General features: G+C 64.2%; 27 protein-coding genes and 1 tRNA gene. 12 read left to right on the top strand and 16 right to left on the bottom strand.

Features of this window, described 5'->3' with window-relative positions; all coding sequences use genetic code 11:
* Window positions 1-11 precede the first annotated feature (11 nt).
* The gene (locus tag VGR99_RS18185) at window positions 12-698 is read right to left on the bottom strand and encodes a GntR family transcriptional regulator (protein ID WP_326900137.1); all 687 of its coding nucleotides are present in this window, start codon (window positions 696-698) and stop codon (window positions 12-14) included.
* 231 nt (window positions 699-929) lie between these two features.
* Here VGR99_RS18185 and VGR99_RS18190 point away from each other — a divergent pair, with 231 nt between their 5' ends.
* From VGR99_RS18190 to VGR99_RS18205, 4 genes are all read left to right on the top strand, one after another.
* Window positions 930-1538: a TRAP transporter small permease gene (locus VGR99_RS18190; protein WP_326900340.1), complete on the top strand. Its 609-nt coding sequence runs from the start codon at window positions 930-932 to the stop codon at window positions 1536-1538.
* A complete protein-coding gene (locus VGR99_RS18195) occupies window positions 1538-2803 on the top strand; it encodes a TRAP transporter large permease (protein WP_326900138.1) in 1266 nt (421 codons plus the stop codon). The genes VGR99_RS18190 and VGR99_RS18195 overlap by 1 nt, the downstream gene beginning before the upstream one ends.
* 24 nt (window positions 2804-2827) lie before the next feature.
* Window positions 2828-3811, top strand: a complete 984-nt coding sequence (locus tag VGR99_RS18200) for a TRAP transporter substrate-binding protein (protein ID WP_326900140.1) — start codon at window positions 2828-2830, stop codon at window positions 3809-3811.
* Window positions 3812-3884: 73 nt separating this feature from the next.
* Window positions 3885-4811: a dihydrodipicolinate synthase family protein gene (locus VGR99_RS18205; RefSeq protein ID WP_326900141.1), complete on the top strand. Its 927-nt coding sequence runs from the start codon at window positions 3885-3887 to the stop codon at window positions 4809-4811.
* A gap of 235 nt (window positions 4812-5046) precedes the next feature.
* Here VGR99_RS18205 and VGR99_RS18210 read toward each other — a convergent pair whose 3' ends face one another.
* The 4 genes from VGR99_RS18210 to VGR99_RS18225 all read right to left on the bottom strand — a co-directional run bounded on the left by VGR99_RS18210 (window position 5047) and on the right by VGR99_RS18225 (window position 10829).
* The gene (locus VGR99_RS18210) at window positions 5047-5958 is read right to left on the bottom strand and encodes a hydroxymethylglutaryl-CoA lyase (protein ID WP_326900143.1); all 912 of its coding nucleotides are present in this window, start codon (window positions 5956-5958) and stop codon (window positions 5047-5049) included.
* Between the two features lies 1 nt (window position 5959).
* Window positions 5960-7963 (bottom strand): acetyl/propionyl/methylcrotonyl-CoA carboxylase subunit alpha, encoded by a 2004-nt coding sequence (locus VGR99_RS18215; RefSeq protein WP_326900144.1) that lies wholly within the window; start codon window positions 7961-7963, stop codon window positions 5960-5962.
* A 4-nt stretch (window positions 7964-7967) separates the two neighbouring features.
* The gene (locus VGR99_RS18220; protein WP_326900146.1) at window positions 7968-9572 is read right to left on the bottom strand and encodes a carboxyl transferase domain-containing protein; all 1605 of its coding nucleotides are present in this window, start codon (window positions 9570-9572) and stop codon (window positions 7968-7970) included.
* Window positions 9573-9656: 84 nt separating this feature from the next.
* Window positions 9657-10829: an isovaleryl-CoA dehydrogenase gene (locus VGR99_RS18225; RefSeq protein WP_326900148.1), complete on the bottom strand. Its 1173-nt coding sequence runs from the start codon at window positions 10827-10829 to the stop codon at window positions 9657-9659.
* Window positions 10830-10938: 109 nt separating this feature from the next.
* Here VGR99_RS18225 and VGR99_RS18230 point away from each other — a divergent pair, with 109 nt between their 5' ends.
* Window positions 10939-11967 carry an AraC family transcriptional regulator gene (locus VGR99_RS18230; RefSeq protein ID WP_326900149.1) on the top strand — a complete coding sequence of 343 codons (1029 nt, stop codon included), beginning with the start codon at window positions 10939-10941 and terminating at the stop codon, window positions 11965-11967.
* A gap of 101 nt (window positions 11968-12068) precedes the next feature.
* On the opposite strand, the gene VGR99_RS18235 is transcribed toward VGR99_RS18230, so the two are convergent.
* A complete protein-coding gene (locus VGR99_RS18235; protein ID WP_326900151.1) occupies window positions 12069-12356 on the bottom strand; it encodes a DUF3551 domain-containing protein in 288 nt (95 codons plus the stop codon).
* 224 nt (window positions 12357-12580) lie between these two features.
* On the bottom strand, window positions 12581-13072 hold the full coding sequence (locus VGR99_RS18240; RefSeq protein ID WP_326900152.1) for an Lrp/AsnC family transcriptional regulator: 492 nt from the start codon (window positions 13070-13072) through the stop codon (window positions 12581-12583).
* Between the two features lie 210 nt (window positions 13073-13282).
* Here VGR99_RS18240 and VGR99_RS18245 point away from each other — a divergent pair, with 210 nt between their 5' ends.
* Window positions 13283-14773 carry a hypothetical protein gene (locus VGR99_RS18245; RefSeq protein WP_326900153.1) on the top strand — a complete coding sequence of 497 codons (1491 nt, stop codon included), beginning with the start codon at window positions 13283-13285 and terminating at the stop codon, window positions 14771-14773.
* A gap of 23 nt (window positions 14774-14796) precedes the next feature.
* Here the strand turns inward: VGR99_RS18245 and VGR99_RS18250 are convergent, their stop codons facing one another.
* Window positions 14797-15102 (bottom strand): ETC complex I subunit, encoded by a 306-nt coding sequence (locus tag VGR99_RS18250; protein ID WP_326900154.1) that lies wholly within the window; start codon window positions 15100-15102, stop codon window positions 14797-14799.
* A 260-nt stretch (window positions 15103-15362) separates the two neighbouring features.
* On the opposite strand from VGR99_RS18250, the gene VGR99_RS18255 reads away from it, so the two are divergent.
* Window positions 15363-16541: an OpgC domain-containing protein gene (locus VGR99_RS18255; protein WP_326900155.1), complete on the top strand. Its 1179-nt coding sequence runs from the start codon at window positions 15363-15365 to the stop codon at window positions 16539-16541.
* Between the two features lie 14 nt (window positions 16542-16555).
* On the opposite strand, the gene VGR99_RS18260 is transcribed toward VGR99_RS18255, so the two are convergent.
* Complete coding sequence (locus tag VGR99_RS18260) at window positions 16556-16750, bottom strand: hypothetical protein (protein WP_326900157.1); 195 nt, start codon at window positions 16748-16750, stop codon at window positions 16556-16558.
* A 929-nt stretch (window positions 16751-17679) separates the two neighbouring features.
* Here VGR99_RS18260 and VGR99_RS18265 point away from each other — a divergent pair.
* A complete protein-coding gene (locus VGR99_RS18265; RefSeq protein WP_326900159.1) occupies window positions 17680-17928 on the top strand; it encodes a hypothetical protein in 249 nt (82 codons plus the stop codon).
* A 238-nt stretch (window positions 17929-18166) separates the two neighbouring features.
* A complete protein-coding gene (locus VGR99_RS18270; RefSeq protein ID WP_326900160.1) occupies window positions 18167-18388 on the top strand; it encodes an RNA-binding protein in 222 nt (73 codons plus the stop codon).
* Between the two features lie 50 nt (window positions 18389-18438).
* Here VGR99_RS18270 and VGR99_RS18275 read toward each other — a convergent pair whose 3' ends face one another.
* On the bottom strand, window positions 18439-19167 hold the full coding sequence (locus VGR99_RS18275) for an outer membrane protein (protein ID WP_326900161.1): 729 nt from the start codon (window positions 19165-19167) through the stop codon (window positions 18439-18441).
* A 176-nt stretch (window positions 19168-19343) separates the two neighbouring features.
* Window positions 19344-19805 carry a hypothetical protein gene (locus VGR99_RS18280; protein ID WP_326900163.1) on the bottom strand — a complete coding sequence of 154 codons (462 nt, stop codon included), beginning with the start codon at window positions 19803-19805 and terminating at the stop codon, window positions 19344-19346.
* 95 nt (window positions 19806-19900) lie between these two features.
* On the opposite strand from VGR99_RS18280, the gene VGR99_RS18285 reads away from it, so the two are divergent.
* Both VGR99_RS18285 and VGR99_RS18290 read left to right on the top strand, forming a co-directional pair.
* Window positions 19901-20239, top strand: a complete 339-nt coding sequence (locus tag VGR99_RS18285; protein ID WP_326900164.1) for a hypothetical protein — start codon at window positions 19901-19903, stop codon at window positions 20237-20239.
* Window positions 20240-20392: 153 nt separating this feature from the next.
* The gene (locus VGR99_RS18290) at window positions 20393-20596 is read left to right on the top strand and encodes a hypothetical protein (RefSeq protein ID WP_326900166.1); all 204 of its coding nucleotides are present in this window, start codon (window positions 20393-20395) and stop codon (window positions 20594-20596) included.
* Between the two features lie 336 nt (window positions 20597-20932).
* On the opposite strand, the gene VGR99_RS18295 is transcribed toward VGR99_RS18290, so the two are convergent.
* The 4 genes from VGR99_RS18295 to VGR99_RS18310 form a co-directional block, all read right to left on the bottom strand.
* Window positions 20933-21009 (bottom strand) — tRNA-Pro (locus VGR99_RS18295).
* Between the two features lie 74 nt (window positions 21010-21083).
* A complete protein-coding gene (locus VGR99_RS18300; protein ID WP_326900167.1) occupies window positions 21084-21560 on the bottom strand; it encodes a DUF192 domain-containing protein in 477 nt (158 codons plus the stop codon).
* Between the two features lie 117 nt (window positions 21561-21677).
* On the bottom strand, window positions 21678-22310 hold the full coding sequence (locus VGR99_RS18305; RefSeq protein ID WP_326900169.1) for a cold-shock protein: 633 nt from the start codon (window positions 22308-22310) through the stop codon (window positions 21678-21680).
* Window positions 22311-22510: 200 nt separating this feature from the next.
* Complete coding sequence (locus tag VGR99_RS18310) at window positions 22511-23272, bottom strand: SIR2 family NAD-dependent protein deacylase (RefSeq protein WP_326900171.1); 762 nt, start codon at window positions 23270-23272, stop codon at window positions 22511-22513.
* A 594-nt stretch (window positions 23273-23866) separates the two neighbouring features.
* On the opposite strand from VGR99_RS18310, the gene VGR99_RS18315 reads away from it, so the two are divergent.
* Window positions 23867-24031: a hypothetical protein gene (locus VGR99_RS18315; protein ID WP_015686271.1), complete on the top strand. Its 165-nt coding sequence runs from the start codon at window positions 23867-23869 to the stop codon at window positions 24029-24031.
* A 66-nt stretch (window positions 24032-24097) separates the two neighbouring features.
* Here VGR99_RS18315 and VGR99_RS18320 read toward each other — a convergent pair whose 3' ends face one another.
* Window positions 24098-24385: a hypothetical protein gene (locus VGR99_RS18320; RefSeq protein WP_326900341.1), complete on the bottom strand. Its 288-nt coding sequence runs from the start codon at window positions 24383-24385 to the stop codon at window positions 24098-24100.
* Window positions 24386-24593 lie beyond the last annotated feature (208 nt).

A 24593-nucleotide genomic window follows, 5' to 3' on the forward strand; every position in this document is an offset into this window, starting at 1 on the left:
GCGATTGCCACTCACTTCTTTCGCCGTGACTTCGGCGCAATCGCGCTGCCGGCCACCACCTGCAACAGATCCGTGCGCACGGCCTCGATGTGCCGTTCCAGAAACCGGCAGGCCTCCTCGACTTTTTCTGCGCGGCAGAGCGCGATCAGATGGGCGTGCTCTTTCTCCGCCGTCCCCATCGCCTTGGTGTTGGAGAGCTGCAGGCGCGTATAGCGATCGCTGGTCTGGAGCAGCGAGAGCACGATCGCGCGGGTGCGCGGCTGCGGGGCGTGGACGTAGAGCGCCATGTGGAAGTCGGCATTGAGCTGCCCCCAGTCGCTGACATTGCGCGCCTTGATCGCCTTCTCAAAACTCTTGTGGATGTCGTCGAGCCCGTCGAAATCCTCGGATGTGAAACGCGGCGCCGACTGCGCCAACAGCCGCGGCTCGAGGATGCCGCGCAAATCGAACACGTCGTTGATCTCATCCAGCGACAGCTCGGAGACGATGGCGCCCTTCTGCGGAACGATGCGCACCAGCCCCTCGGCTTCGAGCTGGAACAGCGCCTCGCGCACCGGAATGCGGCTGACGCCATAGGCCTCGCCGAGCGCGTCCTGGCGTAGCTGCGAGCCGGCCGGATAGGTGCCGTCGAGGATCGCCTGGCGGAGCTGGTCGACGATCGCAGCCGACAGGGTGCGATGCTTCAGAGGCTGTTTCATCTGACCTTCTGTTGTCCTTCCCGACTCGTCCGGCCGCAGCGGTCTCTCTCTTGCATGTTGAGGGCCCCGACAAAAGCCGCCTGCCCCACAAACCAGAGTGCCCAGCAAACGCGCGCGTTGCCGCTGAAATGACCGCAATTCCCGTTTGACACCCCAAATGTATAAATTATACATTTGCCGATAGCACGACAATTTTCGCGGTGTGGGGCCTCTTTCATGATCGAGCAGACGATGCCGGCCACGCGCGCATTCAGCGTCCGACGCATGGTCATCCGCGCCTCCAGCGCCCTCCTCGCCGTCGAGCGCGTCGCACTGATGGGCCTGATGTACCTGCTGACCGCCCTGATCCTGGTGAACGTCGTCACCCGCTACGCGCGCTTCCCGATCTACTGGATCGATGAATCCGCGGTCTATTGCGTGGTCTGGCTGACCTTCGTCGGCGCCTCCGCGATGACGCGGCTGCGGCTCGACTTCGCGGTCACGATGCTGACCGAACGTCTGTCGGCGCAGCACCAGAAGATCGCCAAGGTGATCTCGACCGGCCTCGTCGTGGTGTTCGGCGTCGCGCTGATCATCACCTGCGTGCTCTGGATGGATCCGGTCGGGCTCGCCCGCGCCGGCTTCGACGGGCGCAAGCTTGCCGCCGAGACCTTCAACTTCCTCTATACCGAGCACACCCAGACGCTGAACTGGCCGACCTGGGTGCTCTATCTGACGCTGCCGATCTTCGCGGTGTCGATGACCATCCACGGTCTCGCCAATCTGCTGGAAGATCTCGGGCTGGTGCCGCGCACGCCCCCGAAAGGCTTCGAGCTCTCCGAACTCGACGGGGTCAACTGATGGTTACGTCGGCTGCCTTCGTCGCGATCATGCTGGTCGGCGTGCCGATCGGCCTCTGCCTGTGCCTCGCCGGTCTCGTCTACATCGCGGTATCCGGCAACCCGGTGCTGTTCCAGTCCTATCCGCTGCAACTGTTCGGCGGCGTCGACAGCTACGGCCTGATCGCCATCCCGCTGTTCATCCTGATCGGCGAGATCATGAACGGCGGCGGCATCACGCGGCGCATCGTCGACATGGCGATGGCGTTCGTCGGCTCGCTCAAGGGCGGGCTCGCCTACGTCAACATCCTCGCCAATATGTTCATCTCCTCGATCCTGGGATCGGCGACCGCGCAGGTCGCGATCATGGCCCAGATCATGGTGCCGGAGATGGAGAAGAAGGGCTACGACAAGACCTTTGCCGCGGGCCTGACCGCCTATGGCGGCATGCTCGGCCCGATCATCCCGCCCTCGGTGATGTTCGTGGTCTATAGCGTGCTCGCGCAGGTCTCGGTCAGCGACATGCTGATCGCCGGCATCGTGCCCGGCGTCATCCTCACCGTGATGTTCTGCCTCGTCATCGCGCTGATGGGATACATCTACAACTATCCCCGCGCCGACTATCAGACGCCGCGCCAGCGCCTGATGACGATCCTGCGGACGTCGCCGACGCTGCTGATCCCGATCGTCATCGTCGGCACCATTTTGAGCGGCCTCGCCAACGCGACGGAGTCCGCCGCGGTCGGCGCGGTCGCCGCCGCTCTCGTCGGAAAATACTGGACGAAGGAATTCGAGTTCTCCCAGTTGCCGCAGATGATGCTGCGTAGTGCGATCTATTCGGCGATCGTGCTGTTCCTGGTGGCGGCCGCGGCGGTGTTCTCCTGGGTGCTGATCTTCGGCAAGGTGCCGCAGGAGACCGCCGGCTGGATCCAGTCCGCCGCCAAGGACCCGATCAGCTTCATGCTGATCTGCAACGTCATCCTGCTGATCATCGGCACCGTGATCGACGGCATTCCCGGCCTGATCATGACCGTGCCGATCCTGCTGCCGGTCGCGGCCGACGTCTACCACATCGATCCCCGGCATTTCGGCGTCGTCGTGGTGATCAACCTCGTGCTCGGCCTGCTGTCGCCGCCCGTCGGCCTCTGCTTCTTCGTCGCGGCCGCCGTCACCGGCGCCAAGCCGGGCAAGATGTTCATGGTGACGCTGCCGTTCTTCGTCATCTCCTGCGTCCTGCTGGTGCTGCTCTCGCTCTATCCCTCGCTCTCGCTGATCCTCATCAAATAGGCCCGTTCAAAAGGAAGCCCGACCATGCCGCTTTCACGCCGCCGCTTTCTCGCCGCCAGTGCCGCCGCATCGGTGTTCGCGCCGTCGCTGGCGCTTGCCCAGGCCAAGGAATTCCGCCTCGGCCTGATCACGCCGAACGGCCATTCCTGGAACAAGGCCGCGCTCAAATTCGGCGACGACCTCAAGGCCGCGACCAACGGCCGCCTGACCCTGACCGTGTTCCACTCCGGCCAGCTCGGCAACGAGCCCGCGATGATGCAGCAATTGCAGTCCGGCGCGCTCGACATGGGCTTCATCCAGGCCGCCGAGCTCGGCTCGCGCGTGCCGCACATCGCCGCGATCAACGCGCCCTACATCGTGCGCTCGACGCCGGCGGTGGCGAAATTCGTGCGGCATCCGGCGGCGGTGAAACTGTTCGAGGTGCTGCCGCAGGAGACCGGCACGATCGGCCTCGGCTGGGGCATCACCGGCATGCGCGCGGTGTTTTCCGCGAAGGACCTGAATTCGCTCGCCGACATCAAGGGCATGAAGCTGCGCATCAACCCGACGCCGGTGTATCGCGACTTCTATTCCTCGCTTGGCGCAGCGCCAACGCCGATCCCGACGCCGCAGGTGTTCGACGCGATGGCCAACGGCCAGGTCGACGGCCTCGAGGCCGATCTCGAATTCTCCTGGAACCAGCGCTTCGACAAGGTCTCCAAGGTGATCCTGCAGATGAATGCCGTCTTCATGCCGATGGCAGCGGTTGTCTCCGGCCGCGTCTGGCAGTCGCTCGCGGCCGCCGACCGCGAGCTGATCGCCAAGACGGTGAAGGCGACGCTCGACGCGCAGATCGACGAGCTCGCCGGCAACGAGCCGGCGCTGATCGAGAATTTCAAGAACGCGCCGATCCCGATCCGCCAGGTCCCGACCGGCGATACCGAGGCCGTCATCGCCGAGTTCGACAAGATCTGGCTGCCCAAGGCACCCGTTCTCGCCGAGTTGCGCAAGGTCGGCGCCACGCTCTGATCCGATTCGCCATTCCCTTCACAACAGCCGGCGGCCCCAGCCCCCCGCCGGCGTTTCCATCTGGAGAAAAACCATGAGCCGCCGCGTTTCCTGGGAAGGCGTCTTCCCGGCCGTCACTACGCAATTCCACGACGATCTCTCGCTCGACATCGACGCGACCGCGAAGGTGATGGACGGATTGATCCGCGACGGCGTCTCCGGCCTGATCGTCTGCGGCTCGGTCGGCGAGAACACCTCGCTGGAGCGCAAGGAGAAGGTCGCGATCATGGAGACGGCGAAGTCCGTCGCCGCCGGCCGCGTTCCTGTATTGTGCGGCATCGCCGAATTCACCACGGCCTTCGCGGTCGAGACGGCCAAGGAAGCCGCGCGCGTCGGCATCGACGGCGTGATGGTGATGCCGGCGCTGGTCTATTCGTCCAAGCCGCACGAGACCGCCGCGCATTTCCGCGCCGTCGCCAGCGCGACCGACCTGCCGGTGATGCTCTACAACAATCCGCCGATCTACAAGAACGACGTCACCCCCGACATCCTGGCCTCGCTGGCCGATGTCGAGACCGTGGTCTGCTTCAAGGACTCCTCCGGCGACACGCGGCGCTTCATCGATACCCGCAACATGGTCGGCGACCGCTTCGTGCTGTTCGCGGGCCTCGACGACGTCATCGTCGAGAGCGTTGCGATGGGCGCCGTCGGTTGGGTCTCCGGCATGTCGAACGCCTTCCCGCGCGAGGGCGAGACGCTGTTTCGTCTGGCCAAGGCCGGCCGCCTGGCCGAGGCGATGCCGCTCTACGAATGGTTCATGCCGCTGCTGCACCTCGACGCACGCCCGGACCTCGTCCAATGCATCAAGCTGTGCGAGCACATCATGGGCCGCGGCACCGCGCTGACGCGCCCGCCGCGCCTTGCCCTGCTGCCGCAGGAGAAGGCCGAGGTCGAGGCCATGATGGTCAAGGCGCTGAAGAACCGGCCGCGCCTGCCGGATGTCGGCCTGAAGGCGGCCTGACAACAGGCCTCGTAGGGGGCAAAACGCAGCGTGCCCACTTTCTGCCAGTGATCGCGAGAGATGGTGGGCACGGCGCTTCGCGCCTTTGCCCCCTACGAGAGCTAGCCCAGCCGTCATTGCGAGGAGCGCAGCGACGAAGCAATCCAGACTGTCTCTACGGAAAGACCCTGGATTGCTTCGCTTCCGCCGTCGCTCTTCGAGCTATGGCGGACAAGCCGCTCGCAATGACGGAAAACTATGAAACCGCCCGCTTCCTCTTCGCGTTCAGCGCGGAGGCCACGCGGCTCACCGGCGGCTTGCCCAGCACGCCGCTCATCGCATTGGTCGCCACCAGCAGCTTCTCCATATCGACGCCGGTCCTGACGCCCATGCCTTCGAGCATGTAGACCACATCCTCGGTCGCGACATTGCCGGTCGCGCCCGGCGCGTAGGGGCAGCCGCCGAGGCCGCCGGCGGCAGCATCGATGACGCGGACACCCTCCTCCAGGCCGGCATAGAGATTGGCGAGCGCCTGTCCGTAAGTGTCGTGGAAATGCATCGCGAGTTTTGCGGGCGGGATGTTGGCGCTGACCGCACGCAACATGTCCTTGGCCTTTGCCGGCGTACCGACGCCGATGGTGTCGCCGAGCGAGATCTCGTAGCAGCCGAGCTCCCACAGCGTATTGGCGAGATCAGCGACCGCCTTCGGCTTGATCTCGCCGTCGAACGGGCAGCCCAGCACGCAGGAAATATAACCGCGCACCGGCACGCCGTCGGCCTTGGCGCGCACGAGAACCGGCTTGAACCGCTCGATGGACTCCGCGACCGTGCAATTGATGTTGGCGCGCGAAAAGCCTTCCGAGGCTGCCGCGAACACCGAGACCACCTTGGCGCCGGCGGCGCGGGCGGCGTCATAGCCCTTCTCGTTCGGCACCAGCACGTGGAATTCGGCGCCCTTGACGTGGCTGACGCCGCGCAGCACGGCATCGGAGCTCGCCATTTGCGGGATCGCCTTGGGCGAGACGAACGCGCCGACCTCGACCGTATCGAGGCCGGCCGCGACCAGCGCCTCGATGAAGGCGATGCGGGCCTCGACGCTGACGGGCGTCTTCTCGTTCTGGAGACCGTCGCGCGGTCCCATTTCGATGATGCGGACGGGATCGCTCATCTCATTCTCCCGACGGTTCGACCACGGCGAGCTCGATGCCTTCCTGCACGATGTCGCCGACCTTGCACTTGATCGACTTCAGCACGCCGGCATAGGGCGCCCGCAGCGTCTGCTCCATCTTCATCACCTCCAGCGTGAGGATCGGCGCGCCCTTGTCGAGCTTGGCGCCCTCCTCGGCCAGCACGGCGACGACCGTGCCAGGCAAGGGGGCCGCGATCTTGTCCGCGCCGGTCTGCTCCTCGGTCTCGCCGCCGAACGGATCGACCCAGTGCAGGTCGAAGCGGCCGTTGCGCGTGCGCAAGTAAAGCTCATGGCCGGCGATCACGGCGGCGACGGACGATTTGACACCGTCCAGCGTCAGGTCGAAGCCGCCATCCTTCGGCACAGCCGTGAACGCCAGCTCGCGCTCGCCAATCACCAGCGTGGACGGCCCGCTGCCATAGTTCAGCGCGATCTTCTGCTCCGGACCATGGCCGACGCGGAAGGCGAAGCTGCGCTGACGGCGGCCGACCGGCTGCCAGCCGAAGGTCTGCCAGGGCGAATGCGCAGCCCCTTGCGCGGCCTGCCGCTCGTCATTGACGATCGCGGCCACCGCAGCACAGAGCTCGAGCTCGCCGGGCGCCGGCGATGCCGATGTCAGCACCGCCAGCTCGCGCTCGATGAAGCCGGTGTCGATCGCATTGGTCCGCACCTTCGGATGCGTCATCAGCGCCGACAGGAACGGGATGTTGGTGACGATGCCGCGGACGTCGGACTCTTCCAGCCCCCGGTTCAGCCGCTCGATCGCGACATCCCGCGTCGGGGCCCACGCAATCATCTTGGCAAGCATGGCGTCGTAATACGGCGAGACGGTATCGCCTTCGCGGTAGCCGCCATCGATGCGCAGGCCTCCGGTCTCGGCCGGCAGCCGCCAGGTCGAGATCCTGCCGACCGACGGCATGAAATTCTTGGTCGGGTTCTCGGCATAGACGCGCGCCTCGACGGCGTGGCCGTTGAGCTTGATCTCGTCCTGCTTCAGCGGCAGCGCCTCGCCGAAGGCGACGCGCAACTGCCATTCGACGAGGTCGACGCCGGTGATCAGCTCGGTCACGGGATGCTCGACCTGGAGGCGCGTGTTCATCTCGATGAAGAACACGTCCTTGCCGTCGGAGACGAACTCGATGGTGCCGGCGCCGACATAGTTCACCGCGCCCGCCGCCTTTCGCGCAGCCGCGCAGACCGTCTCGCGCTGGGCCGCGTTGAGCGTCGGCGACGGCGCCTCCTCGATCACCTTCTGGTGGCGGCGCTGCAAGGTGCATTCGCGCTCGAACAGCGACAGCAGATTGCCGTGGCTGTCGCCGATGATCTGCACCTCGATATGCCGGGGGTTGTCGACGTATTTTTCGATCAGCATGCGGTCATCGCCGAACGCGGCCTTGGCCTCGCGCTTGGCGCTGACGATCGCGGGCCCAAGCTCGGCCGCCGACCGCACGATGCGCATGCCACGGCCGCCGCCGCCGGCCGACGCCTTCACCAGAATCGGGAAACCGACCTTCTCGGCCGCCTTCGCCAGCGTCGCATCATCCTGCGCATCGCCGTGATAGCCGGGCACGAGCGGTACGCCGGCCTTCTCCATCAGCGCCTTCGAGCCTGATTTCGAGCCCATCGCCGTCATCATCTCGGCGGTCGGGCCGACGAAGACGAGGCCCGCATCGAAGCACGCCTGCGCGAACTCGGCATTCTCCGACAGGAAGCCGTAGCCGGGATGAACGGCCTCGGCGCCGGTCTTCCTGGCCGCCTCGATCAGCCGCTCGACATTGAGATAGCTGTCGCGGGCGCGCGCCGGCCCAAGCAGCACCGCTTCATCCGCGAGCGCGACGTGCATCGCGTCGCTGTCAGCCTCGGAATAGACCGCGACGGTGCGCAGGCCCATGGCGCGGGCGGTGCGGATGACGCGGCAGGCGATCTCGCCGCGGTTGGCGATCAGGAGCGTGCGAAAACGGCGGTAGAGCTTTGAGCGGTCCATCGCATCACATCCTGAACAGGCCGAATTTCGTGGGTTCGATCGGCGCATTCGACGCCGCCGAGAGGCCGAGCCCGAGCACGAGGCGGGTGTCGGCGGGGTCGATCACACCGTCGTCCCAGAGTCGCGCAGTCGCGTAATACGGATGCCCCTGGCTCTCATATTGGTCGCGGATCGGCTTGCGGAACTTGTCCTCCTCCTCCTTCGACCAGCTATCGCCCTTGGCCTCGATATTGTCGCGGCGGACCTGGCTCAGCACCATCGAGGCCTGCTCGCCGCCCATCACCGAGATGCGCGCGTTCGGCCACATCCAGAGGAAGCGCGGCGAGTAGGCGCGGCCGCACATGCCGTAATTGCCGGCGCCGTAGGAGCCGCCGATCACCACGGTGAACTTCGGCACCGAGGCGGTCGCAACCGCCGTCACGAGCTTGGCGCCGTCGCGCGCGATGCCGCCGGCCTCGTATTTCTTGCCGACCATGAAGCCGGTGATGTTCTGCAGGAACACCAGCGGAATGCCGCGCTGGCAGCACAGCTCGATGAAATGCGCACCCTTCAGCGAGCTCTCGCTGAACAGGATGCCATTGTTGGCGATGATGCCGACCGGAAAGCCCCAGATGTGGGCGAAGCCGCACACCAGCGTGGTGCCGTAGAGCTTCTTGAACTCGTCGAACTCGGAGCCATCCACGACGCGGGCGATGATGTCGCGCACGTCGAACGGCTTGCGCCCATCGACCGGCACCACGCCGTAAATCTCCTCCGCCGCGAACAGCGGGTCGCGCGGCGGGTGCATGTTGAGGTTCGGCCGCACCGACGGCTTCAGCGTGCCGACGATGCGGCGGGCAATCCCGATCGCATGGGCATCGTTCTGGGCGTAATGATCGGTGACGCCTGACTGGCGCGAATGCACGTCGGCGCCGCCGAGCTCCTCCGCGGTCACGACCTCGCCGGTCGCGGCCTTCACCAGCGGCGGGCCGCCGAGAAAGATGGTGCCCTGATTGCGCACGATGATGCTCTCGTCCGACATCGCCGGCACATAGGCCCCGCCCGCAGTGCAGGAGCCCATCACGACCGCGATCTGGGGGATGCCAGCTGAGGACATCTGCGCCTGGTTGTAGAAGATGCGGCCGAAATGGCGCTCGTCCGGAAAGATCTCGTCCTGCAGCGGCAGGAAGGCGCCGCCGGAATCCACCATGTAGACGCAAGGAAGATTGTTCTGCCGCGCGATGTCCTGTGCGCGCAGATGCTTCTTCACTGTCATCGGATAGTAGGTGCCGCCCTTGATGGTGGCGTCGTTGGCGACGATCACGCATTCGCGCCCCGAGATGCGCCCGATCCCCGTGACGACGCTCGCCGAATGCACATCGCCGCCATAGAGGCCGTAGGCCGCCAGCGGCGACAGCTCCAGGAACGAGGTGCCGGGATCGACCAGCAGGTCGACGCGTTCACGCGCCAGCATCTTGCCGCGCGAGGTGTGACGGTTGCGCGAGGCTTCACCGCCGCCGCCGGCGACCTGGCTGAGCTTTTCGCGCAGATCGGCGACGAGGGCGCGCATGGATTCGGAATTGCGCGCGAAGTCGGAAGAGGACGGATCGATGCTGGAATGGAGCGGCATGTAAGTCCCGCGTGGCTGGTGATGTCTGGGGAGGCCGCGGACAGGTTGGCCCAGTTCCGCGGCAATTCCAATTGCGTCGTGTCGCTAGGCCGTCTCGGCCATCAGCTCGCGGCCGATCAGCATGCGGCGGACTTCCGACGTGCCGGCGCCGATCTCGTACAGCTTGGCGTCGCGCCAGAGCCGGCCCACGGGAAATTCACTGGTGTAGCCGACGCCGCCGAGCGCCTGGATCGCCTCGCCGGCCATCCACGTCGCCTTCTCAGCGGAATAGAGGATCGCGGCCGCCGCATCCTTGCGTAAGCTGCGGGCGTGATCGGCGCGGTCGCAGGCGCGCCCGACCGCGTAGACATAGGCGCGCGCCGACTGCCAGGTCGCATACATGTCGGCGAGCTTGCCCTGCATCAGCTGGAAATCGCCGATCGGCTGGCCGAACTGCTTGCGCTCGTGCATGTAGGGCACCACCGCGTCCATGCAGGCCGCCATGATGCCGAGCGGGCCGCCCGACAGCACCGCGCGCTCATAGTCGAGGCCGGACATCAGCACCTTGACGCCCTCACCCACCTTGCCCATCACGTTCTCCGCCGGCACCTCGCATTCGTCGAAGAACAGCGGATAGGTGTTGGAGCCGCGCATACCGAGCTTGTCGAGGTGCTGGCCGTGGGTGAAGCCCTTGAATCCCTTCTCGATGAGGAATGCGGTCATGCCGCGCGGGCCGGCTTCCGGATCGGTCTTGGCGTAGACCACCAGCACGTCGGCATCGCCGCCATTGGTGATCCACATCTTGGAGCCGTTCAGCACGTAGCGGTCGCCGCGCTTGTCGGCGCGCAGCTTCATCGAGACCACGTCGGAGCCGGCGCCGGGCTCGGACATCGCGAGCGCGCCGACATATTCGCCGGAGATCAGCTTGGGCAGATAGCGCTGGCGCTGCGCGTCATTGCCGTTGCGGCGGATCTGGTTGACGCAGAGATTGGAATGGGCGCCGTAGGACAGGCCGACGGCCGCCGAGCCGCGCGAAATCTCCTCCATGGCGACGATATGGGCGAGATAGCCCATGTTGGAGCCGCCATATTGCTCCGGCGCGGTCATGCCGAGCAGGCCGAGGTCGCCGAGGCGCTTCCAGAGGTCCGCCGGGAACAGGTTGGCCTTCTCGATCTCGGCCGCGCGCGGGGCGATCTCCGCCTCCACGAAGGCGCGGAGCGTGTCGCGCAGCATGCCGATGTCTTCGCCCAGATCGAAGTCGATGCTCGGGATGTTCAAGGCGATTCCTCCGTATTTTGGCGACCGAACCTAGCGGCATCGGGGCCCTTCTGCGGTCGAAAAGGTTGCATTTTCCGCCAAACTTGGCGAGGATTTCCGAGGAGTTCCGATGCCTTTTCAAGCCGCAACCGCGATCCCGCGCCGTGCCGTGACCCCCGCCGCCTTCGTCCGCGGCGTGGTTGCCGCCTATGCGCGGTACGGACGTGACCCGGCCGAGGCGCTGAGCCGGGGTCAGGTACCGCCAGACCTTGTCAATTCTCCGGACGGGCGGGTCACCGCCGCCCAGTTCGAGGCCCTGGCGGGCCATGCCATGCGCGAGCTCGACGACGAGGCGCTCGGTTGGTTCTCGCGCCGCCTGCCGTTCGGCACCTACGGCATGCTCTGCCGCGCCTCGATCACGGCGCCGACGCTGGAGGTGGCGCTCAAGCGCTGGTGCCGCCATCACCGCCTGCTCACCGAGGACGTGCTGCTCGATCTCGAGGTCGGCGAGGAGACCGCGATCGTCTCGATCAGGGAGCGGCGTGATCTCGGGCCGTTGCGCGAATTCTGCCTCGTCACCCTGCTCCGCTACGTGCTCGGCTTCTCCTGCTGGGCGGTGGACTCCCGGATCGCGCTGCGCGCTGCGGAATTCCCGCACGCCGAGCCGGGCCACGTCTCGGTCTATCCGACCATCTTCTGCCGCAACGTCCGCTTCGGCGCCGAGCGCGCGTCGATCATCTTCGACAAGCACTATCTGTCGCTGCCGCTCACGCGCAGCGCCGCCGATCTCGACAACATGCTCAAGGGCGCGTTGCGGCTGACCGTGCTGCCCTACCGGCGCGACCGGCTGCTGGTCGAGCGCGTCCGCCGCGTGCTGCGCCAAGCGCGCGGCCGCAGCCTCGGCGCCGAGGATGTCGCAAGCGAGCTGGCACTCTCGACCCGCACCATGCACCGCCGCCTGCGCGAGGAAGCAACCTCGCTACGCGATCTCAAGGAAGAGGCAAAGTTCGAACTGGCGAAACAGGAGCTGATGCGCGGCCGCACCCCGATCAAGCGGATCGCGGAGATCGCCGGCTTCCGCAACGAGAAGAGTTTTTCGCGGGCCTTCCGCACCTGGACCGGCGCCTCCCCGCGCGAGTTTCGCGGCCGGTATCGGTGACACGCGCTGTCGCGTGGCTGTCATAAAATAGCGGCCCCAGGGATGAATCCCGGAGGCCGCGAAGTCTGGAAACTGGTCTCGAATTCAGACGTTACTTCGAGTTAGTTCTGCGCACCCGCGCGAGCCTTGGGCTGCTTGGCCTGCTTCGGCTGGAAAGCGAGCGCGTCGTTGGTGGTCTTGGCGCCGCCGACCTGCGAGCAGGTGCCGCCGATGCCGCCGGCCGCCGCGCGGCAGGCTTCCATCGTCGCAAAGCCGCAGCCATGAGCGGCCTGGGCGCCGTTGGTAATGCAGTAATCGTCGGCCTTCGCGGCCGGCGCCGACAGAACCAAGAACGCAGACGCAAACAGCGTCGCAGCAGACGCTGCGATCGTCTTCGAAGTCGAAGTCATGATGTCTTTTCCTGCTTAGGGTCCCACAAAAGCATCCCCAGCTTGCGACGCAGGCCGAGGTTCACACTTTGCATCTAGGCAGCGCGCTTGAGCCGGCAATCACGATCCTGCGCATTGCAGGGCTTCGTAAATCACATGTCACAGTTAAGTGAGTTACTAAACTATATGACGGGTCATTGATTCGGTTTTCGTGAACTCCCACCTTCGCCAAGGTCCTGCGACTTCTATCCCGCCGGCGCCGGCACGACCTCCTGCAACGGCAGCGGCTCGTCCTTGGCGACGCCCAGCACCGGGAAGCTGCGGACGTTCTTGACGTTCGGCATCGCGGCGAAATGCAAGAGCTGCTGGCGCATGCTCTCGACGCTCGGCGCCACGCATTTGAGCAGATAGTCGGTGTCGCCCGAAATCCGCCAGCACTGCTGGATGCGCGGGATCGCGGCGATCGAGTTCTCGAACGCCTCCAGCACCGGCTGGGCCTGGCTGCCGAGCTGGATCGAGACAAACGACACCACCTCATAGCCGAGCCGCCGCTCGTCGATGACGGCGCGCACCGCCCGGATCACGCCGCGGCTGAACAGCGATTTCAGCCGCCGCAGGCAATTGGGCGCGGACACGCCGACGCGTAGCGCCAGCTCGTTGTTGCGAACCCGCCCGTCCTGCTGCAGCTCGGACAATATCTTCAGATCGACGCCGTCGAGCTGGTCACGCCCGGCCATCCCCCACCTCGTCATGGTCCCGTCATATCCGCGCCAGCGAAGCACGCGGAACAATCGCTGCCAAGGGACATGACAAGGGGGCGCGGCCTCCCCGCTCGGCGAGAGATGATCTGCTCCGCGACGGAACCCAGACGTGCACCGTCCCATTAACACAACCTTATACCCTAGATTGTAATTCGCGAGGTACGCCACACTGGGAGTCGGCCGGATATGACGATCGACCTGAGGAGCCGTTGGGTTGCTCCTGGAGCCTGCGCACTCGTCACATTTGCCGCCTTTGCGATCGTTTACTGCGCCAATGGCGGCGCGGCGTTTCCCACCGACGATGCCTTCATCAACCTGCACAATGCCCGTGTCCTCCGCCTCGGTCAGGACCAGACCTATGCCGGCGTGCCGGCTCTCGTCGGCGCGACGAGCGGGGCGCATCTCGCGCTGCTGCTGGCTCTCGAGCAGCTCATAGCTTCCGATACGGCCGCATTGTTCGCGCTCTGCACGCTCGGCGGCGTCGCCTATGTGCTCGGCCTCTTCTTCACCTGCCGCAACCTCGGATGTCCCGACCTGGAAGCGGCACTGATCGCCCTGGGCGGACTGGTGTTCGCCGGCACGCTGTTTCAGCTCCTGAACGGGATGGATACCGGACTGGCGATGGCCGCGGTGGCGTGGAACATCAAGCTGCTGACGGACAGAAGCCGCAGCCTCTGGTTTGCCGTTCTGTGCGGAATCATGCCGTTCATCCGGCCGGAGCTGAGCGTCCTGTCCGTCGCATCGATGCTCGTCCTGCTTGCGGAGAGCAACGTTTCCGTCCGCTTCAAGATCGCCTCTGTCGCGGTGGCGACCGCGAGCGCTACGGCGTTCCTGGCCTGGTATTGGTTCGACACCGGCTCGTTGGTGCCGAACACCGTGAGCGCCAAGATGTATTACTTTGCCGAACGCTACGCGGACTGGTCGGACAAATCGTTCCTGATATTTGCAGCGATCCTTCAAGGGGCCCTGGCGAGCTTTCCGCTGTTCCTGTGCCTTCGCTTCATGCGGCCGCCCGCGGTCGGACGCCTACTCGCGCTGTTCGTCCTGATCTTCCTCGCTGCTTACTTCTGGAGGTTTCCAAGCGGCCTGCTGCACAACGGCGGACGCTACCTCTATGTGCTGGCGCCGATCGTGCTGTTCGGCGTCGCATGCGGCCTCTCGTCGGCGTTTCGCAAGCAGACCTTCACCTTGGTCGCGATCTCGATGCTGTTCCTGCCGCAGGCTTTTGGCGCGCGATACTACGACTACAGAACGCAGGTCGCCGGCACTCGGGCAAGCCTGTCCGACGTCGTGAATTGGCTGAATGCCAATTTGCCGGACAGGCCCCTGGTGATGGTTCATGACGCCGGTTACGTCGCCTATGCCGGACATGCCCCGCTGGTGGATCTGGTGGGACTGAAAACGCCCGCGGCGATGGACTTCCACAAGCGGACGACCTATCCGAGCGTTGGTTCAGAGCGAACGAAGGCGGTCGCGGAGATCGCCGACGCATTCCACCCGCAATATCTGCTGGTGCTCGAGGATTGGGATCGCAGGTTCGGTCTCGTCGAGGGCCTGCGCCTTCACGGCTGGACCACGCGCGAGGTCTATGCCGGGCGCGCCCCGCCGGAGACGCCGGCGGCGAACATCTATCACCTCTATGAGCTGAGATCGCCGGCGCCAGACATTGCGGGCTGACCGGCGTCAGGGGCGCCCGCCCCTCAATGCGTCCAGGGCTCGCCGCGCCGGAACGAGAAATTGTCGGCATAGGCGACCGGGCGACGGATCGAATCCTGGGGCTCGATCACCTGGTAGGCGATGCCCTTGCGCTCGCAATAGGCGATCGCCTCTTCCTTGGTGTGGAAGCGGAGGGTGATCTGCTGCTTCATGTCGCCGGACGAGGTCCAGCCCATCAGCGGCTCGACCGACCGCGGCTGTTCCGGCTCGTAATCGAGCTGCCATTCCTTGGTCTTGGACCGGCCGGATTGCATCGCGTTCTTGGCGGGCTTGAAAATGCGTGCGGTCATGGGTGGTCCGGGCCTCGGTTGGTCTTTATCGTTCGAATTCGATGCGTCACGGTAGCAGTTGGTGCAAACCGTGGGCATAGTATAGAGACACCTTTCGGGAACTGATCGGTGATTCCGGCCCCTGGGTACCCCTCACCGCTGGGTATAGTCATTATGCTGCACCGTGACAATTGCGTACCCGCCGCCCACCCCGGGATCCCGCCCGGCGCCCCCGCCTCGCCGACATCAGCGTATCTGTCCCATTCGAAAGTCCAGCTCGCATGGCCTTCCTGAACGTCAATGCTACGCTCCCCGAGAAAGGCCGCGACCTCAGGCTCGACCTGTTTCGCGGCGTCGCCAACTGGGCGATCTTCCTCGACCACATCCCCGACAACGTGGTGAACTGGATCACCACGCGCAATTACGGCTTTTCCGACGCCGCCGACCTGTTCGTGTTCATCTCCGGCTACACCGCCTCCTTCGTCTATGCGCGGATGATGCTGGAGCGCGGCTTCATCGTCGGCGCCACGCGCCTGACCAAGCGGGTCTGGCAGCTCTACGTCGCCCACATCATCCTGTTCGTGATCTACATCGCCTCGATCAGCTATCTCGCGCTGCGCTTCGGCGATTCCGACATGATCAACGAGTTCAACGTCGCCGGCCTCGTCGACAACGCCACCGAGACACTGCGCCAGGGCCTGTTCCTGCGCTTCAAGCCTCTCAATCTCGACGTGCTGCCGCTCTACATCGTGCTGATGGGCCTGTTTCCCCCGATCCTGTGGTTCATGCTGCGCAAGCCCGACCTGACGATGACGCTCTCCATCGTCCTGTGGCTGGCCGCCCGCCACTTCGGCTGGAATCTGACCGCCTATCCGGCCGGCCAGTGGTACTTCAACCCCTATTGCTGGCAGGTGCTGTTCGTGTTCGGCGCCTGGTGCGCGATGGGCGGTGCGCGGCGCTCGGGGGCGCTGATCAACTCGCCGATCACGCTGTGGCTCTGTCTCGGCTATCTCGCCTTCGCGCTGGTCATGACCATGGCCGGCCGCTTCCCGACCTTCGGCGCGATGTTCCCGGAATGGCTGTTCTCGGCCTTCAACCCGAACGACAAGACCAACCTTGCGCCCTACCGCTTCATCCACTTCGTCGTGATCGTGATCCTGGTGATCCGCTTCGTGCCGAAGGAGTGGCCGGGACTGGAATGGAAGGTGTTCGATCCCCTGATCGTTTGCGGCCAGCAATCGCTCGCGGTGTTCTGCGTCGGCGTGTTCCTGTCCTTCGTCGGCCATTTCGAGCTGTCGATGAGCTCGGGCTCGCTGTTCGCGCAGCTCTTCGTCAGCATCGCCGGCATCGCGATCATGACGACCGTGGCTTATTACATCTCGTGGTCGAAGAAGCAGGACAAGCCGCTAAAGCCGCCGCCGGCCAAGCCGGCCGCCAGCTCGCCCGCAAAGGCCGCCTGAGTGGAGCGGCCGTCTCAGGCCGCTTCTTCGCCGTCGAACTCGGTGAATTTCTTGTAGATCCAGTCGCGGCCGTCGTGCCGGCGCCAGACCTTGCCGTACACCAATTGCCCGTTGATCGAGCGGCGCGGCACGATCACGGTCCAGAGGTGCCAGATCTCGGTCCAGTTCGACTGCGAACCGACGGTTTTGAAGTTGCGATCGAAAGACATGACGCAGAACCCGCAGAATATGAGCGCCGCGACGAACTGTGACCCTGTGTGAGCAATGATTTCAGGCATTCCATCGCGAGCTGGCCGATCTGATAACAATCAACCGGGCGCCCGCAACAACCGCCGCCTCTTAACCTAACCGATCAACCTTACCCGTCGTGTACAAGCGGCAAGACCGGTTGAAAGACGGCGCCGGGTTTTCTAGAATGCGTGCGTGATTTGAGAATGAGCGCGTTCGTTTTGGACGCATCGTAATTTTGAACTGACAGCGAATTTTAAAAAACATTGACGGGCCGGGACGACCACAAATGAATTTGCAATGTGCATGTTTGCGCTTGGCGGTGCGATCGACGCCGCCTGCTCCACTCATCAGGACGGCGGTTCAGGAGCCGCCCAAGCCCGCCAACGACAACCAGAAGGTGTGGCCGTTCGTGCCGTTTCCAGCGGGCTGGCACGCATCGAGCTGACGGGCCGAATCTGACCTGAGTGACGCCAGAAAAGCGCAACGCCGCGCAAGCGGAATATCATCGCTTGGCGGCGTCCGTTTAGGCATTGGGCGCTGAAATCCCCAATACTCTTATGTCTATGGCGACAGCCAAAGGTTCGATGAATCTTTGCTAATTCTGCGCCCCTGCACCCGCCCCAATGCCTTGAAAACGCCCGCAAAAGCCGCGCCGCGCAAAGGATGAACGCCAAGGTTTTGGACGCTCCGTGCCTGCTGCAGGCAGGCATCTGAGGACGTGACAGTCCGCGCGCCCATTGGGGCCATCAAGCCTGGCTAGATGCCGGCGCCGGCGCTCGATGTGCTCTGCGCGTTCGCGCTAAGCGAGCCTTGCGCGTTGTAGGTCTGTCCCGCCTGGCTGCCCTGGCCGCCTTGACTGTCCTGCGCGCTTCCGGACTTCTCGACCTCGGTCGAACCGTCGGAATAAGTGATCGTGGTGGTGGTGACGCCGTCGACGGTGATGGAGACCTCGCTGACGACGGTCTTGGCCGAACCGCTGCCACCCGACCCCGAGCTCCCGCCCGCCGATTGCGCGGACGATGTTGCCGAGGTCGCTGATGTCGATGAAGCCGCCGACGTCGCCGATGATGACGACGTGGCGGTCGATGCGGACGTCGTCGCCGCTGCACTGGTTGACGCAATCGCACTGATCGACATGAAGACCTCGCCTGACTGAGCCTTGCGGGGCGCTGCGACGGCCCCCGCTCTCTCCTTCAACGCGGCGCGCGCGCCAAGCAGGCGCAGGCGGCGCGGAGAGTTCGATTGCCAGGTGTTTCCGCGCCCGAGGCCTGCAACCAATCGTCACGCGGCGAGTTGCAGCTTCTTCCCACCTGTCCGGGAGGATCCGCCGCAACCGGCGGAGGCGCCGGACCAGTCACCCCCGTCTCACGTCCGTGTGAGCTGGGGCGCGGCCGGTGAATTTTTACAAGCGAGCGGCGACCAATGAACAGCAGGCCGCAAGGCAAGGGGATGCTGTGAGTCAAATCGATACGACCGAGAAACTCTCCGAGGTGCCGGAGACGGGAAACTCGCTGTTCGCGCTCTGCGGACTCGGTGTCGCCGGAATTGCCATGCTGGGCTGGATCGGCGCCCTCGCCTGGATCGCCTGGCGCCTCGTGAATTGGCTGCTGTTCTGATCCCGGAACGCGGCCGGGTCCCGTCGACGGGCCCGGCCTCCCCGATCACATCAATAATGATAGTTCACACCGATGGTCGCGGCGTGGATCGTATCCTTGAGATGCGCCACGGTGATGCCTTCGACCGGGCTGATCAGCTGGATCGGGCCCTTCGTACCGAAGTCGTGGTAGTTGTATTCGACATTGGCCGACCAGTTTGGCGCAAACGCCCATTCCGCGCCGGCGCCCAATGTCCAGCCGGTCCGCATCACCGACGCGCTGGGATCGATCGCAGAGCCAGTGGCCGGGCTGACATAGGCGTCATCGACCTTCTCGTGAGTCCAGGCGACGCCCCCCCGCGCGTAGAACAGCCAACCCAAGCCATAGGCATAGCCGAGCCGTGCCGTCACCGAGCCCAGGAAATCGTTCTTGAGCCCGAACTGCGATGGCACCGCGAGGTTGCCGAGCGCGGGAAATCTGACGCTGCTGCCATGCTGGCTCGACAAGCTCGACCATGCAGCACGGCCCTCGGCGCCGACGACCCAGTTGGATGCGAATTGATGGTCGCAGCCGACCTGTCCGCCGCCGACAAAGCCGCCCGTGCCGAAATCGACGGTGCCCCCGGCAATGTTGATCGTGCGATCCTCGCTTGCGAGGCCGCCGAGATGAGCGCCGGCGTAGCACCCGGTCCAGTTGAAGGTGATTGGAGCCGCCGGAGGCGCCTGCCACGCAAGATCAGCCGCAGATGCGGTGGTCGCGGCCAGGGCGAGAACCGCCGCGCCGCAGAAAGCTTTCAACATATCTGACGTTCCCCCGTTGCACGCGCAGAGTTAGTGCACGCGAAGCTGACGCGGAGGTTGCGTGATGGACAGATTGTCGCGGGGCTGACATCTGCAGTGGGAGCCCTGGACAAGACGACCCCAACTATGGATGAGGCCGACCGGTTAAGCTGGCAGGCCTCCTGTTTCACGAGCCGCTACTGGATCGGGAGGTACAGATCCCCTCTCAACGTGCAGTCGACCGTCAACGTCCCTGACGGCAATGCCGACACGGACACATAGGGAAATCGGCCTGGGCCAATCAGCCACTCCGGGTCCATGTCCACCGTCGTGTAGTAAAAACCATTGGAAGCGGGTGCGGGAGAAGCTGGAAGCGGAATGGAAAAATGCCGTGGCATTGGCCCCGTGCCATCGCTGACGAAGAATTGAGCTTGCACCGGCCGCCCCTGAGACGACATGAAGCAATTCAATTTCCGAACCAACAGCAGCTTGTCGGACGGCAACTGTGAAAAGTTCACGGTGCAGTTCGTGGTGCAGCTAAGGTTTGCGGCGGTCTCGTCGTAGTACGTTCCATAAATGGTCGGACCTGCATTGGCCTGACTTCCGCAGAACAGAGCAGCACCGATAGCGGCAAGTTGAGCCACGCGGGCAAAGAGCATTATGACCTCCTAATGGGAAAAGTAGAGACGCACCTTCGCCGCTATCTGAAGGTGCGTCAATCCATGAGGGGCGCTTTGCGCCATGAGCAAATCGATTGGTTCTCGATCCAGCTTGCGCCGCTCTCGCGTCACCCGATGCCGTGGCGCTGAGTGAGAAACGTGGCACGATCTACGGTGATGGCTATGGGCATCGTCGTCGACGCCTTTCGCAGGAGCGCGTGCAGTCTGCCCTTGATGGGCCGCGCATCCATCAAACAGTTGAGATCGCCTGGAGCGAACTGTCCAATTTGATGCTGGCGACGAGAGCGACATCCGATACGCCGTCGAGCCAGACGAGCGTCTCGTCGTCCCCCAATCCAACGGGCGGGGACTGTTCGGCAGAAGACCTGCAGCGTGAATTCTCGATCAACCGCGCCGGCGGCGCGCCCCCTTGAGTCAAATTGACTCACGGTTCGCGCCTATTGCCCTCCAAGCGCTACGGGCATGGCGTCTGCTGCGGACTCGCAACGAACGTCTGCCTGCAATAGGCTGGTAGCGCCACATGCTTTTTCAGGTGGCCATTTCATGAATCAAATTTGGAGCAGCTAATGTCAATCGTGAGAGCTATCGCCGTTTTTGTAATCGTCGCCTTCGGTGGGGTGGTTATCGCCGCCGGCTTCATGACTGCACCGGCCTCCGCCAACAAGATGGATGGCAAGCCCGGGGGCGGAAGAAACTCAGCTCATTATGGCCCAATGAAAAATGCACCTGCGAAGCCGCCGGCCGCGACCAAGAAGACTCCAACTCAGTGAGGGTCTGTCTGTCCTAAGCCCGCCGGTTCACGCCGGCGGGTCCTCAGGGTCAGCAGCCAAACCGGAGAGAATGCGGTAAGCCCGTTCCGCCTGCTCCTTCGTCAAATTCGCTGCCACGTCGGCCCCCATGAGCGCCGGACCCCTGCGATCACGATCGTAGACCATCCAGCCGATGCCTCCCCTCCGAATGAGAAATCTGCCGGTCTTTGCCGCTCTTTTACTCACTACGGGCCTCTTCATCGCTGGAGGTCTCGCGAGAGAAAACTGGCAAATGCCGCCGGTGTTCCCAACCGGAAACGGGCCGATCTAGTTTGAGATCTAAACTATTGAAAGGATTGGTCGGGGCAGCTGGATTCGAACCAACGACCTGCAGTACCCAAAACTGCCGCGCTACCAGGCTGCGCTATACCCCGAATGTCCGGTGAGCCCCGTCGATACACGCTTCCAGAGATGCCAGCAAGGCTGGCAACGCCCCCGCCGGGCGCCCTTATTTGCTGCCGAACAGCGGGTGGCCGACGCGGTCTCCGGGACGGATACCGTATTTCTGCGCCGTTCCCGCCACCACCTCGAGCACGGCCCGGGCGGGTCCCTGGGACGAGATGATCTTGGTCGACATCGGCTCGGTATTTTCCGCGATGCGAAGGATCCGGCCGTCGGCGCGGATGAAGATCATGTCCAGCGAGACATAGGTGTTCTTCATCCACATCGAGACTTCCTGCTCAGGATTGAAGTCGAACAGCATGCCTTTGCCGTCGGCCAGCTCCTTGCGGTACATGAGGCCGGTCTGCTTCTCCTGCTCGGTCGTCGCCATTTCGACCGAGAATACCTGCACGCCGTTCCTGGTGACGATCTCGAGCGGCTGGAAGCTGGCGGCATGGACGGCGGCGGCACAGCCGACGATGACGAGGACGGCAGCAAGCCAGCCCTTCGCGGCGGACCAGGCGGCCTTTCGGTCAAATTTCATGGGAAGCACTCAAGGCGTGGGACTGGAACAGTCCTACGCGGCGACCGCCCGAAAAGCCAGAGGCGCGCTGGCCGGCCAGCGCGCCTCTGCTCACGATTGCGAGAAACGGGTGCCGTGCTAGTGCGACTGCAGACCCGGCGATCCGGTCTCCGGATGGATCTCGGCCGCCATCATGCCCTTGGAACCCGGCCCGAAGCGGACCAGCACATATTGGCCGGGGCGCAATTCGGTCATGCCGAAGCGGCGCAGCGTCTCCATGTGCACGAAGATGTCGGGCGTGCCCTCACCGCAGGTGAGGAAGCCGAAGCCGCGCAGCCGGTTGAACCACTTCACCTGGGCCCGCTCCAGCCCGCTGGTCGGCGTGACCGTGACGTGGGTGCGCGGCGGCAGCATCTGGGCCGGATGGATCGCGGTCGACTCGTCCATCGAGACGACGCGGAAGGCCTGGTACCCCTTGGCGCGCTGGATGCACTCGACGACGATACGTGCGCCCTCGTAGGCGGTCTGGAAGCCATCGCGCCTAAGCACGGTAACGTGCAGGAGCACGTCGGGCCAGCCATTGTCGGGTACGATGAACCCGTAGCCCTTGGAAGCATCGAACCACTTGATGACGCCGTGAACCTCAACGAGGTTGGCGCTGCCCTCACCTAGTCCGGTGAAGGGACTTAGTGCGCTGTCGCGACCGCCGGTGTGCTCGCCCGCAGCGGGAACTCCGACCTTCTTGGACTCAAATCCGTCCGACGACCCCATAACCCCGGACCCCACCACATCCCATGCAACCCGCCACATTGGCGGTGCTCGAATCACGCGTCTTAAGAGAATGTTCTCACTTCGACGCGACGCGAATCTTTCGACTCAAAAGATAACACTCCCGGTTGAGAGGCATAGATAAAAAAGAGATTCGCCGGAACCTATGAACAGCTTGCACAGCCGCGAATCAAATTGATGCCTCAATTTCCGACAAAGGGACCGAGAGTCTCTCCGATGTCGTGGCGGATGACGAGGTCGGCGATGTCGTCCTGCTCGGTCGGCTCGCGATTGATGATTACCAAACGCGCACCTGAGTTCTTCGCCATCATCGGAAAGCCCGCGGCCGGCCATACCACCAGCGACGAACCGATCGCGATGAAGAGGTCGCAATGCTGCGACAACTCGGTTGCGCGCTGCATTTCATGCTCGGGCATCATCTGACCGAACGAAATCGTCGCGGTCTTCACCGGCTCATCGCACTCGGTGCAGTTGGGTGCGGCGCCATCTTCGTCGAACCGTCGCTTCACCCAGTCGAGCTGGTAGGACTGCCCACATCCGATGCAGCGCGCATAAGTGGTATTTCCGTGAAGTTCAATCACGTGCTCCACGGCGAACCCTGACGCCTGGTGCAGATTGTCGATGTTCTGGGTGATGATCGCCGGGATCTTGCCGGCGCGGTACAGCGAGGCCAGCGCCCGATGGCCGCGGCCGGGCTCTGCCGCGGCAAAAACCTCTTCCATTGCAAAGCGGCGGCGCCAGGATTCGTCGCGCGCCTCCTGACTGGCGACGAACTCACCGAACTCGATCGGGCGGTAGCGGGTCCAAATTCCGCCCGGCGAGCGGAAGTCGGGGATGCCGCATTCGGTCGAGATGCCGGCACCGGTGAACGGCACGATGGTCCTCGCTTCGGCGATCATGTCGCCGAGAAGTTCAACGCCGCTGCGAAGATCCGATGCAATCATGGGCAAATCATCCCCCCATCCGAGCATGGCTCTATAACATGTCCGCGGTCGATGTTGCCTTCATCCCGTGATGCGCGCCCTGCCCTCCGGCAGGATCGGCAGGGGTCAGGCCGCCGTCGCGACGTCGCCCTTGTGCGCGCTGTCCTCGTCGCCGCCCTTGCGCGGCTTCGGCACGCTCGGCGCCAGCGCGGCCTTCCTTGCCGGCCTGTCGCGTCGAGAGAGTCTCTCGAGCTCCGCCTGCCGCGCGGCAACCTTCTCCAGCAGCCTTGCGTTGGCGCGCTCGCGAAGTTCGGCCAGCTCTTCGACGCTGAGTCCAGATCGCCTTCGCTGCGGCCTGATGTGTTGTGATTTGCTTTGGGGCTAGCTGCGTCGCGCGCAAGCGACAAGATTACTGACGCTCTTATCCACCGCGACTCACGCAGCGAGGTCGGCAAGTTTTTCCGACCTTCGCTTATCACAATCCTGCAATGCCTCGTCCCCATTGACGCCCCAATCAGAAGCGCCAATGCATGTGTTTACGCGACTCAATGTGATTGCGGCGGCAGTGCTTGAGTTCAGTAGTGCACACATACTCTGGTGTAGAGGGGATTTGACATGACCGAAGACGAACAACGCAAGATCCGCGAACGCGAGGAGATTGCTGCCCGTGTCGCCGCCTTCCGTGCCACGCAGGAAAAATTCAAGCGCGAGCGCGAGGAGTATTTCGTCTCCACGCTCGACAATGCCCGCAAGGTGGAACGGCCCTCGCTCTGGCCGTAAGACGCCTCGCCTCGACGCATGAAAAAAGCCCGGAGCATCGCTCCGGGCTTTTCATTTGTTCAGCTCTTACCAGTGACGGTAGTAGTGGTGCCGGTAATACGGCCCACCGCCATAATAGGCATAGGGGCCGGGGCCGTAGTCGTAATAGGCGGGGCCGCCATAATAGCCGTAGCCCGGACCATAGCCATACGGATGGGACGCAGCGACTGCGCCCGCAGTGATCGCGCCGGCGGCGAGGCCGAACGCGAGGCCCGGACCGATGCCGCGACCGCGCGCCTCGGCAGGCGCAGGCGCCGCAACGGCGGTCACACCCACGGCTGCGACGGTGGCCAGAACTGCCAGTGTCTTCTTCATCATGCACTCCTCCTTCGCGTCTGGGGAAACAACGCCTCGCTCCTGCGATGGTTGCGCGCGGCATGGAACCCGAAGCGGTGAAAAAAATCTCGCTGGAGGTGGAACGAAAGCGCGCCTCCGGGATTGAGTTTGTGAGTGCGGAGTCTCCGCTATCCGGTAGAGACGTCAGCACGCAAGCCCCGTCAGCATCCTCCGCGATGCTGGCGGG

Origin of the sequence: Bradyrhizobium sp. (genome assembly GCF_035935975.1) — a bacterium.
GTDB lineage: Bacteria > Pseudomonadota > Alphaproteobacteria > Rhizobiales > Xanthobacteraceae > Bradyrhizobium.

Bases quoted from the DNA above. Each gene is read 5' to 3' on its own strand.
- VGR99_RS18300 (WP_326900167.1), bottom strand. From the start codon at position 21,560: ATGAAATTTGACCGAAAGGCCGCCTGGTCCGCCGCGAAGGGCTGGCTT.
- VGR99_RS18230 (WP_326900149.1), top strand. From the start codon at position 10,939: ATGCCTTTTCAAGCCGCAACCGCGATCCCGCGCCGTGCCGTGACCCCC.
- VGR99_RS18190 (WP_326900340.1), top strand. From the start codon at position 930: ATGCCGGCCACGCGCGCATTCAGCGTCCGACGCATGGTCATCCGCGCC.
- VGR99_RS18205 (WP_326900141.1), top strand. From the start codon at position 3,885: ATGAGCCGCCGCGTTTCCTGGGAAGGCGTCTTCCCGGCCGTCACTACG.
- VGR99_RS18305 (WP_326900169.1), bottom strand. From the start codon at position 22,310: ATGGGGTCGTCGGACGGATTTGAGTCCAAGAAGGTCGGAGTTCCCGCT.
- VGR99_RS18220 (WP_326900146.1), bottom strand. From the start codon at position 9,572: ATGCCGCTCCATTCCAGCATCGATCCGTCCTCTTCCGACTTCGCGCGC.
- VGR99_RS18200 (WP_326900140.1), top strand. From the start codon at position 2,828: ATGCCGCTTTCACGCCGCCGCTTTCTCGCCGCCAGTGCCGCCGCATCG.
- VGR99_RS18275 (WP_326900161.1), bottom strand. From the start codon at position 19,167: ATGTTGAAAGCTTTCTGCGGCGCGGCGGTTCTCGCCCTGGCCGCGACC.
- VGR99_RS18235 (WP_326900151.1), bottom strand. From the start codon at position 12,356: ATGACTTCGACTTCGAAGACGATCGCAGCGTCTGCTGCGACGCTGTTT.
- VGR99_RS18280 (WP_326900163.1), bottom strand. From the start codon at position 19,805: ATGCTCTTTGCCCGCGTGGCTCAACTTGCCGCTATCGGTGCTGCTCTG.
- VGR99_RS18320 (WP_326900341.1), bottom strand. From the start codon at position 24,385: ATGAAGAAGACACTGGCAGTTCTGGCCACCGTCGCAGCCGTGGGTGTG.
- VGR99_RS18250 (WP_326900154.1), bottom strand. From the start codon at position 15,102: ATGACCGCACGCATTTTCAAGCCCGCCAAGAACGCGATGCAATCCGGC.
- VGR99_RS18185 (WP_326900137.1), bottom strand. From the start codon at position 698: ATGAAACAGCCTCTGAAGCATCGCACCCTGTCGGCTGCGATCGTCGAC.
- VGR99_RS18260 (WP_326900157.1), bottom strand. From the start codon at position 16,750: ATGTCTTTCGATCGCAACTTCAAAACCGTCGGTTCGCAGTCGAACTGG.
- VGR99_RS18290 (WP_326900166.1), top strand. From the start codon at position 20,393: ATGTCAATCGTGAGAGCTATCGCCGTTTTTGTAATCGTCGCCTTCGGT.
- VGR99_RS18195 (WP_326900138.1), top strand. From the start codon at position 1,538: ATGGTTACGTCGGCTGCCTTCGTCGCGATCATGCTGGTCGGCGTGCCG.
- VGR99_RS18310 (WP_326900171.1), bottom strand. From the start codon at position 23,272: ATGATTGCATCGGATCTTCGCAGCGGCGTTGAACTTCTCGGCGACATG.
- VGR99_RS18315 (WP_015686271.1), top strand. From the start codon at position 23,867: ATGACCGAAGACGAACAACGCAAGATCCGCGAACGCGAGGAGATTGCT.
- VGR99_RS18210 (WP_326900143.1), bottom strand. From the start codon at position 5,958: ATGAGCGATCCCGTCCGCATCATCGAAATGGGACCGCGCGACGGTCTC.
- VGR99_RS18245 (WP_326900153.1), top strand. From the start codon at position 13,283: ATGACGATCGACCTGAGGAGCCGTTGGGTTGCTCCTGGAGCCTGCGCA.
- VGR99_RS18215 (WP_326900144.1), bottom strand. From the start codon at position 7,963: ATGGACCGCTCAAAGCTCTACCGCCGTTTTCGCACGCTCCTGATCGCC.
- VGR99_RS18255 (WP_326900155.1), top strand. From the start codon at position 15,363: ATGGCCTTCCTGAACGTCAATGCTACGCTCCCCGAGAAAGGCCGCGAC.
- VGR99_RS18240 (WP_326900152.1), bottom strand. From the start codon at position 13,072: ATGGCCGGGCGTGACCAGCTCGACGGCGTCGATCTGAAGATATTGTCC.